Source organism: Candidatus Eisenbacteria bacterium (assembly GCA_016930695.1).
Classification (GTDB): domain Bacteria; phylum Orphanbacterota; class Orphanbacteria; order Orphanbacterales; family Orphanbacteraceae; genus JAFGGD01.
On the sequence record JAFGGD010000040.1, the window covers coordinates 1 to 8,946 of the forward strand.

At 66.1% G+C, this 8,946-nt stretch carries 8 protein-coding genes; 6 read left to right on the top strand and 2 right to left on the bottom strand.

Features of this window, described 5'->3' with window-relative positions; translation table 11 throughout:
* Positions 1-332 precede the first annotated feature (332 nt).
* The 4 genes from tal to JW958_09750 all read left to right on the top strand — a co-directional run bounded on the left by tal (position 333) and on the right by JW958_09750 (position 4,727).
* The gene (gene tal, locus JW958_09735; protein MBN1826537.1) at positions 333-1,463 is read left to right on the top strand and encodes a transaldolase; all 1,131 of its coding nucleotides are present in this window, start codon (positions 333-335) and stop codon (positions 1,461-1,463) included.
* A gap of 61 nt (positions 1,464-1,524) precedes the next feature.
* Complete coding sequence (locus tag JW958_09740; GenBank protein ID MBN1826538.1) at positions 1,525-2,754, top strand: MFS transporter; 1,230 nt, start codon at positions 1,525-1,527, stop codon at positions 2,752-2,754.
* Positions 2,755-2,861: 107 nt separating this feature from the next.
* Positions 2,862-3,998: a PLP-dependent transferase gene (locus JW958_09745; GenBank protein ID MBN1826539.1), complete on the top strand. Its 1,137-nt coding sequence runs from the start codon at positions 2,862-2,864 to the stop codon at positions 3,996-3,998.
* Positions 3,999-4,046: 48 nt separating this feature from the next.
* Positions 4,047-4,727: an FAD-dependent thymidylate synthase gene (locus JW958_09750; GenBank protein MBN1826540.1), complete on the top strand. Its 681-nt coding sequence runs from the start codon at positions 4,047-4,049 to the stop codon at positions 4,725-4,727.
* An 8-nt stretch (positions 4,728-4,735) separates the two neighbouring features.
* Here JW958_09750 and JW958_09755 read toward each other — a convergent pair whose 3' ends face one another.
* On the bottom strand, positions 4,736-5,050 hold the full coding sequence (locus tag JW958_09755; protein MBN1826541.1) for a hypothetical protein: 315 nt from the start codon (positions 5,048-5,050) through the stop codon (positions 4,736-4,738).
* A gap of 229 nt (positions 5,051-5,279) precedes the next feature.
* Positions 5,280-5,828, bottom strand: coding sequence for an iron-sulfur cluster assembly accessory protein (locus JW958_09760; GenBank protein ID MBN1826542.1), 549 nt, complete (start codon positions 5,826-5,828; stop codon positions 5,280-5,282).
* 234 nt (positions 5,829-6,062) lie between these two features.
* Here JW958_09760 and JW958_09765 point away from each other — a divergent pair, with 234 nt between their 5' ends.
* The gene (locus tag JW958_09765; GenBank protein ID MBN1826543.1) at positions 6,063-7,562 is read left to right on the top strand and encodes a radical SAM protein; all 1,500 of its coding nucleotides are present in this window, start codon (positions 6,063-6,065) and stop codon (positions 7,560-7,562) included.
* A complete protein-coding gene (locus JW958_09770) occupies positions 7,559-8,674 on the top strand; it encodes a radical SAM protein (GenBank protein ID MBN1826544.1) in 1,116 nt (371 codons plus the stop codon). The genes JW958_09765 and JW958_09770 overlap by 4 nt, the downstream gene beginning before the upstream one ends.
* The last annotated feature ends 272 nt before the right edge of the window (positions 8,675-8,946 follow it).

Here is an 8,946-nt window from a genome sequence, read left to right on the forward strand (position 1 = left end):
GCGGGCGAAGGTGGGTCGGCGAGCGAGAAGAGGGAGGATGCGGAAGCATCCGGACCGTGCCCCGAAGGGAGAGCCGGCGGCGGAAGGGATTTCGACACCGATACCGATTCCAAGCGCCCCGGATTCCGAGAAGGATTACCCGTCCGTCCTCCTTCCCCACACCGTGCCCCGAAGGGAGAGCCGGGGGTGGAAGGAACTTCGATTGGGATTTCGATTTCGATAGCGATACCGATTCCGAACCCCCCACTTCCCCTTCACCGGCCGGTGCTTTACAATTGGGGGCGAGAGACCGCGAAACGAATTTCCACGATAGATCCGGACGGGAGGAAACGATGGCCGAGAATCCCTTGATCGGGCTTCACAAACAGGGAATGAGTATCTGGCTCGACTATTTGGACCGCAAGATCATGGACTCGGGCCATCTGCGGAAGTTGATCGACGAGGACGGCATCCACGGCGAGACATCCAATCCCACCATCTTCCAGATGGGCGTTTCCCAGGGGACCGAGTACGCCGAGGACATCGCCCGGCTCTCCGGCGAGGGACGGAGCGCCGAGGAGATCTGCTGGGAACTGATGATCGCCGACGTCCGGCGCGCCTGCGACATCTTCCGCCCCCTCTACGACGAGAGCGACGCCGCCCACGGCTACGTCAGCCTCGAGCTGGACCCGACCCTCGCCGACGAGACGGAACCGAGCATCGTCCAGGGGCGGGAGCTTTGGAAGCGCGTCGACCGCCCCAACCTGATGATCAAGGTCCCCGCCACCGATGCCGGCCTCCCCGTCATCCGGACGCTCCTCTCCGAAGGGATGAACGTGAACGTCACGCTCCTCTTCGCGGTGCGCCGCTACGAACAGGTGATGGACGCCTTCTTCTCCGGCCTCGAAGCGCGCCGCTCCGCGGGCGGGGCCGTCGACCGGATCCACTCGGTGGCGAGTTTCTTCGTGAGCCGCACCGACACGGAGGTGGACAAGCGACTCGACGGGATCGTCGCGGCGCGGCCGGAGAAAGCGAACGCCGCGGCGCGCATCCGCGGGCGCGTGGCGGTGGCGGTGTCGCGCGTCGCCTATCACGCCTTCGAAGAACACTTCAACAGTGAACGTTGGCGTCGTCTCGCCGCGGCCGGCGCCCGCCTGCAGCGCCCCCTCTGGGCGAGCACGGGGACCAAAAATCCCGCCTATTCGGACATCCTCTACGTGCAGGACCTGATCGGCCCGCACTGCGTCAACACGGTCCCGGAAAAGACGATGAACGCCTTCCGCGACCACGGCGTCGCGAAGCGCACCCTGACCGACGAGAACCGGAAAGACGCCGAGGAAACCCTGGCGCTCATCTCCGAGGCGGGCGTGGACATCCGGGAAGTTACCGAGCGCGTTCTCGTGCGCGAGGGGGTCGAAAAGTTCAAGGTTTCCTACCGAGACCTTTTGAAGACGATCGCCGAGGCGGCGGGACGGGCCGATTGACGCTCGCGCCGCGCCGGGAGGGGGACCGCTGAGGGAGAGCGAGAAGGCTTACCGTCGCCGGGTGCGCGCCTGGTGTCTCTACGATTGGGCCAACTCCGCCTTCGCCACCACGGTGATGGCCGCCATCCTTCCCCTCTGGTACGCCCGGTCCGCCGCCGCCGGCCTCCCCCCCGGCCGCGCCACGGCTTACTGGGGATACACCACCGGCGCGAGTCTCGCCCTCGCGGCGATCCTCTCCCCCCTCGCGGGCGCCTGGGCGGACGGGCGGGGCGCGCGCAAGAAAACGCTCCTCCTCTTCGCCGCGGCCGGCGCCCTGGCGACGGCGCTCCTCGCGACGGTGGGGCGCGGCGACTGGCTCCGCGCGTCCCTTCTCTACCCGCTCGCCCACGTCCCCTTCGTGATCGCCACGGTCTGCTACGACGCGCTCCTCCCCCACGTCGCCCGTTCGGACGACATGGACCGGGTCTCCGCTCGAGGTTTCGCCCTCGGCTATCTGGGCGGCGGCCTGCTCCTCGCCCTCAACACGGCGATGGTCCTCCGTCCCGGCCTTTTCCACCTGCCGTCGACCGGCGCCGGCGTCCGCCTCTCCTTCATCACCGTTTCGATCTGGTGGGTTCTTTTCACGATCCCGCTGGCGCGGCGCATCGACGAGCCTCCCCGCGCGGCGGACAATGAAGGGACCGGCGCCGCGATCGACGTGTTCCGGCGCCTCCTCGCGACCCTCGGCGAAATCCGCAGGAACAGGAACGCGCTTCTCTTTCTGATCGCCTTCTGGCTCTACAGCGACGGGATCGGTACGATCATCAAAATGGCGGTGGTCTACGGCGCCGAGGTCGGGATCGGACGGTCCGATCTTATCGGCGCCCTTCTTCTGGTGCAGTTCGTCGGCGTCCCCTGTTCCACCCTGTTCGGGCGGGCGGCGCGCCGCACCGGCGCCCGCGCCGGGATCCTCTTCGGACTCGCCGTCTACGCCGCCATCGCCATCGGCGCCCTCTTCCTCTCCCGGCCCTGGCATTTCTGGGCGCTCGCCCTCGGCGTCGGCGCCGTGCAAGGGGGGACGCAGGCGCTCTCCCGCTCCCTCTTCGCCTCAATCGCGCCGGCGCGGCGGAGCGCGGCGTGGTTCGGGTTCTACAGCACCAGCGCCCGTTTCGCCGGCATCGCCGGCCCTCTCCTCTTCGCCCTCACCGGGCAGATCACCGGTTCGAGCCGCTTCGGCACGGTCCCTCTTCTCCTTTTCTTCACGGCCGGCGCGGCGCTCCTCGCGCGGGTACGGCCGGGACGCGTCGAATAAAACGCCCGGCGCGGGAGCCGGACGCCCGTTCTTGCCCGCCGACCACCCCTCGGCTATACTCCCCCCGTTCGTCCATCCAAGCAATCCGCCTACCGGGGGAAACGACCATGCGCTTCGAAACCCGGACCGTGAGGGCGGGCCTTCGACCCGATCCGACCACAGGGGCGATCGTCCCGCCGATCGTGCAATCCGCGACCTACGTGCTCGAAGAAGTCGGCAAGACCAAAGGATTCGACTACACGCGTTCCTCCAACCCGACCCGAAAAATGCTCGAGCAAAACCTGGCCGCTCTCGAAGAGGGGAAATGGGCCGCCGTGTTCGCCTCCGGGCTCGCCGCGGTGGACGCCGTCTTCCGGCTCTTCCGGCCGGGGGATCACATCGTGAGCACCGACGACGTCTACGGCGGCGTCTACCGACTATTGGAGAGGCTCTTCGTCCCCTGGGGCTTGAAGGTCACCTTCACGGACAGCACCGACCCGGCGGCGGTGCGCCGCGCCATCCGCAAAAGCACGCGGATGGTGTGGATCGAAACGCCCACCAACCCGCTTCTGAAAATCACCGATCTGGAGGCGGTGGGACGGATCTGCCGCGACCGGGGCGTGCTGTTCGCCGTGGATTCGACCTTCGCCACGCCGGCCCTCCTCCGGCCCCTCAATCTGGGGGCGGACCTGGTCATGCACTCCACCACCAAATACATCTCCGGCCATAACCAGATCATCGGAGGGGCGGTGATCGGCAGGGATCGGGATCTGGGAGACCGCTTCCACTTCCTGCAGAAGGCGGTCGGGGCGGTACCGAGCCCCTTCGATTGCTGGCTCACGCTCAGCGGCGTAAAAACCCTTTCGGTGCGAATGGAACGGCACCAGAAAAACGCGATGGAAGTGGCCCGCTTTCTGGAGGGGCATCCCAAGGTGCGACGCATCTACTATCCCGGCTTGACGAGCCACCCGCAGCACGAGACCGCCCGCCGCCAGATGGACGGCTTCGGCGGAATGATCACTTTTGAACTCAAGGGGGGCTTGGCCGCGGGCCGCCGCCTGATGAACCGCGTAAAGCTCTGTTCCCTCGCGGAGAGCCTCGGCGCCGTGGAGACGATGATCACCCACCCGGTCACCATGACCCACGCCGACGTCCCCCGAGAAGAGCGGATGGCACGGGGCTTGACGGACGGGCTGGTCCGCCTCTCCGTCGGCATCGAGAACGTCCGGGACATCATCGACGATCTGGAGCGGGCGCTGGCGTAGCCTTCGGCCCGGAGCCGCGCCGGCCCTCGCCGGACGGGAGGTTCGCTCATGCAGATTCCTGTTCTGGACCGCGGTTTCATCCGCGTCGTGGAATGCGTCGGGGGCGACGAAGCGGTGGTGCGTTCCGCCCGGGTCAGCTTCGGCCAGGAAACCAAGGGGGAGGAGAAGGACAGGAAACTGATCCGCTATCTGCTCACCCACGGCCACGAAACCCCCTTCGAACACGCCGTCTTCCAGTTCCACGTCAAATGCCCCCTCTTCGTGGCGAGACAGTGGCTCCGGCATCGCTGGTCCAGCTTCAACGAGATCAGCGGCCGCTACACCGTCTTCGACGATGAGGAGTACTACGTTCCCGACCGGATACGCGTACAGGAGAATGTGAACAAGCAGGGCTCGGAGGTGGCGGACGTTCCGGAGGAGGAGCACCGCGCCTTCGGCGAACGGATCCGGGCGGAAACGGAAAGGGCCATCGCCGGATACCGCGGCCTTCTGGAGGAGGGGATCGCGAAGGAACTGGCGCGGATCGTCCTACCCCTCAACATGTACACTCAGTTCTACTGGACCGTGAACGCCCGCTCGCTCATGAACTTTCTCAAACTCCGCTGCGACGCGCACGCCCAATACGAGATCCGGCAATACGCCGACCGGCTCCGGGACCTTTTCCGCGAGAAAATGCCCTGGACGGCGGAGGTGTTCGACACGCTCCGCCCGCCTCCGAAATTCGAATGAAATAGGTGCTATTCGAGGGGCGGACCGGGGCGCGCGATCGGCGCGACTTTTCCATTCTCGACCGGCACGCCGTTCCAGTTTTCGGCGGGAGGATATTGCTCGAGGAGCGCTTCCTCCGGTTCCGGCTGGGTCTCCGCCGCGGCGGGGACGAGACGGGAATAGAAATCGAGGAAACTCCCGTTCCATGCGCCGGCGCTGAAGAAAAACATCAGGGAGAGGTTCGCGAGCAGGAGACCGAGATAGAAGACGGCCCGAACCCAGCGCGGTCGGCGGCGCCGGGCGCGCCCGCTGGCCCACGGATTTTCGACGGCCGCGTGCTTCACCCGAGCTGCCTCCGAGATGGGAGAGAACTCCCCGCCGTCGACCCCTCCTCCGAACGGGGAGGGGAAACGATTCTGTATACTTAAGTTACATCATACACGATCGGGCATGATTTTTGGTAAAAAATTGTACGACTCGTGAGTCGCGTGAGGCGGCGGCGGGCCGGGACACGAAAAAGCCGCCGGGAGAAACGCCCCCCGGCGGCGATGATCCGTCTCACCCGATCTCGAATCAGGCGCCGTGGTCGGTGATGTCCACCACGCCTTGGATCTCCGGGACCTTCTCCTTCAGCACCTTCTCCACGCCGTCCCGGATCGTGACGTGCGCCATGGCGCAGCCCCGGCAGCCGCCGCCCATTCGCACATAAACTTTTCCGTCCTTCACATCGTGGATCTCCACGAACCCGCCGTGGCTGGCCAAGGCGGGGTTGATCTCCGAATCGATCAACGCCTGCACCTTCTTCCCCATCTCCGGATCGGACCAACTCACCTGGTTGGGATTGTCGAAGACGAAGCCAGCCCCCTCGTCGTCCTCGACGAAGTCCAGCTTGGTTCCCTCGAGCCTCTCCGCCGAGTGGGGATCCACGTGGATCTTGAGCCCGTTCATGTCGATCACGCGGTCCTCGCCCTCCTCCTCGCCGGGAGCTACGAAGCTGAGTTCGTGCTTGTATCCGTTCGTGGAAACGCCGGCGATCCGGACGCGGATCCCGCTCCCGGCGCGGCCTCGGGACTCCATGATCGATTGCATCTTCTCTTTCGCTTTATCGGTGATGGTGATCATCCGGCACTCCGATCGATAAGGTGACACGGCCCCGAGCCGGTCCGGCGCTCGCCGCCGCCCTCGCCCGCGCCGTCGCTTTCACTTCGGAAAGTATACACACAGGACGGTCCCCCGCAACCACACGGAACGCGCCGGCGCGGCGCCCGTTGACAAGCCTGTGTAACCCGCTTATTCTTAACGATATAAACCCTCCGATCCGTTCCGGGCTTCGCGGCCCCGAGGGAGAGCGATCCGATGGCCGACGTCCTGATTCTGAATCCGCCCTTCGTGGACGATTTCGTCCGCTCGGCGCGCTGGGACGCCCGCTCGCGGGGGCGCGTGCAACGCCATCCGGATTACCTCGCCGTGGCGACCGCCGTGCTCGAGGCGGCGGGTTTGGACGCCCGGTTGGAGGACGCCTGCGCGCGGAACGGAACCCGCGAAGGGGTGCGCCGACTGCTGCGGGAAGAGAAACCCCGCTTCGTCGCGATCCACGCCGCCACCCCGTCCATCGACAACGACATCGCCTACTGCGCCCTCGCCAAGGAAACCGCGGGCTCCTTTACGGTATTGGTCGGGCAGCACGTCACCGCCGAGCCGGAGGACACACTCGCCCGGGCGGGTGGGGCCGTGGACGCGGTCGCCCTCGGCGAGTACGACCACACGCTGCGCGATCTCTTCTCCGGGAAGCCGGTCGAATCGACGCCGGGCGTCGCCTATCGGGACGCGGCCGGCGCCGTCGTTCGCACCGTGCCGCGCGCCTTGATCGACGTGAACACCCTCCCCTTCCCCGCCTGGCGCTGGATCGATCCGAGCCTCTATTACGACGGCGGGAAACTCCATCCCTTCCTCACCCTGATCACGGGCCGCGGCTGCTTCGGCCGCTGCACCTTCTGCCGCGACCCGCAACTGATGTACGGGAGGATCAACCGCTATCGCGATCCCGAACTCGTGGTGGACGAGATGGAACACGACATCACGCTCTTCCCGCGACTCCGGGAGATCATGTTCGAGACGGACACCTTCACGGCCAAAGGATCTCACGCCGAGGGGGTTTGCCGGGAAATCCTGCGGCGGGGGGTGCACAAGAAGGTCCGTTGGTCCTGCAACGTTCGGACCGACGTGGACCGGGACCTCCTCCGACTCATGAAGGAGGCGGGATGCCGGATGCTGATGATCGGATTCGAGTTCGGCACCCAGGAGGCGCTCGACGCGGTGAAGAAGGGGACGCGGCTGGAGAGGGCGCGGGAGTTCTCCCGGCACGCGGCGGATCTGGGATTCACACAGCACGGCTGCTTCATGATCGGCGCGCCGGGGGAGACGGAGTCGTCGGCCCGGGCCACAATCGAATACGCCAAGAGCCTCCCCCTCGACACGATCCAGATCAGCGGCGTGAGCGCCTATCCCGGCACCGAGATGTACCGGTGGGCGCGGGAGAAGGGCTATCTGGTGCCCAAGGAGTGGAGCGAGTGGCTGGACGAGAACCAAGAACAGGTGACGGTGCTCGACTACCCACAGCTCCCCAAGGAGAGGATCGACGCGCTGATCAACCAGGGACTGCGGGAGTTCTATCTCCGCCCGCGGCAAATGTGCAAGATGGCCCTCGCGATCCGGGGAATCGGGGACGCGAAGAGAAAACTGTACGGCTTTCGCGGCTTTCTGGACGCGATGGCGTCCGAGAGGCGCGCCCGCCGCGCGGCGCGAAACGCCGGCGCCGCGCGCAAGCCGGAGGGGGATGCGAGGGAAACGCGATGAGCTTCCTCGGCTATGCCCGCTACGCCCCCCGGATCTTCCGCAAACGCGGGACGGACCCTCTCTATCTCATCTTCTTCGTCACCGACCGTTGCAACGCCCGCTGCCCTCACTGCCTCCTCGGAAGCGGCAAACCGACCGGCGAGGGAGAACTCTCGCTCGACGAGTACGAGAAGATCGCCGAAGGGATGGGGCCCTTTCTCTTCCTCCTCCTCACGGGGGGCGAGCCCTTCCTTCGCGAGGATCTGGCGGACATCGCCCGCGTCTTCGTGAAGAAGAACGGCGTCCGGAACCTGGGAATCCCGACGAACGGGTCGCTCACGGAACGCGTGTTGGAGGGAACGCGCCGCATCCTCGCCGAGAACCCCGGCCTGGATTTCGCCGTCGACGTCTCCCTCGACGGGATCGGCGAGGAGCACGACCGTTTACGCGGCGTTCCCGGGCTGTTCGAGAAGGCGACACGCACGCTGAGGGAACTGCAAACGATCGAGCGGGAAAACGCCCATTTCAACGCCAACGTCTGCATCACCATGACCGGCTTCAACCAGGATCGGGTCGCCGAGCTGACCCGTTATGTCCGCGAAAAGCTGAAGGTCCGCAACGTCAATAATCTGGTGGCACGGCCGGGGGCGCGCGACGACCACGCCCTCGACGTGGACCCGGAGATTTACGGGGCCTGGGTGAGGGACCTCCGGCATGCGACGGAGACGAAGGGGCTGGCCGGATATCACGATTACCCGGGCGCGGACGTGGTGAACGCCATGAAGAATCTGCGGCAGGACCTCGTTCTCCGCGAGCTGCGCCGCGAGCCTCCCCTGGTCTCCTGCACCGCGGCGACCCTCGCCGGCGTGGTCTACCCGAACGGAGACGTCTACCCTTGCGAGGTCCTCCGGGAGCGGATCGGCAACCTGCGGGAGCACGGTTACGACTTCCGCCGGGTCTGGTTCTCCGAGCGGGGGGAGGAGGTGCGGCGCATGATCCGCGAGACACATTGCCACTGCACCTTCGAGTGTTTCCTCACCAACAACATCCTCTTTCAACCACGCATGCTCCCCCGGGTGGCGTGGGAGTGGGCGCGTCTGAAAACCCGCCGCGCGCTCTCGCGAAAGGGATAATCCCCCGACCTTGCCCCGAAGGGAGACCGGTGGGGGAAGGAAAGACACCCTCACCCCCACCCTCTCCCGCAAGCGGGAGAGGGAGAAAACGATTTCGATTTCGATTTGGATGCCGATACCGATAGCGACAAAGGCACCCTCACCCTCTCCCGCCATCCCCTCCGTTTCCTCCCCGGACGGACGGTGTGATCCTTCGAGGAGAAGGGGCGGGCGACCTCCCTTCCACCGCCGGGCTCCCTCTCGGGGCCGTCTCGACTCGCCGGGCACCCACC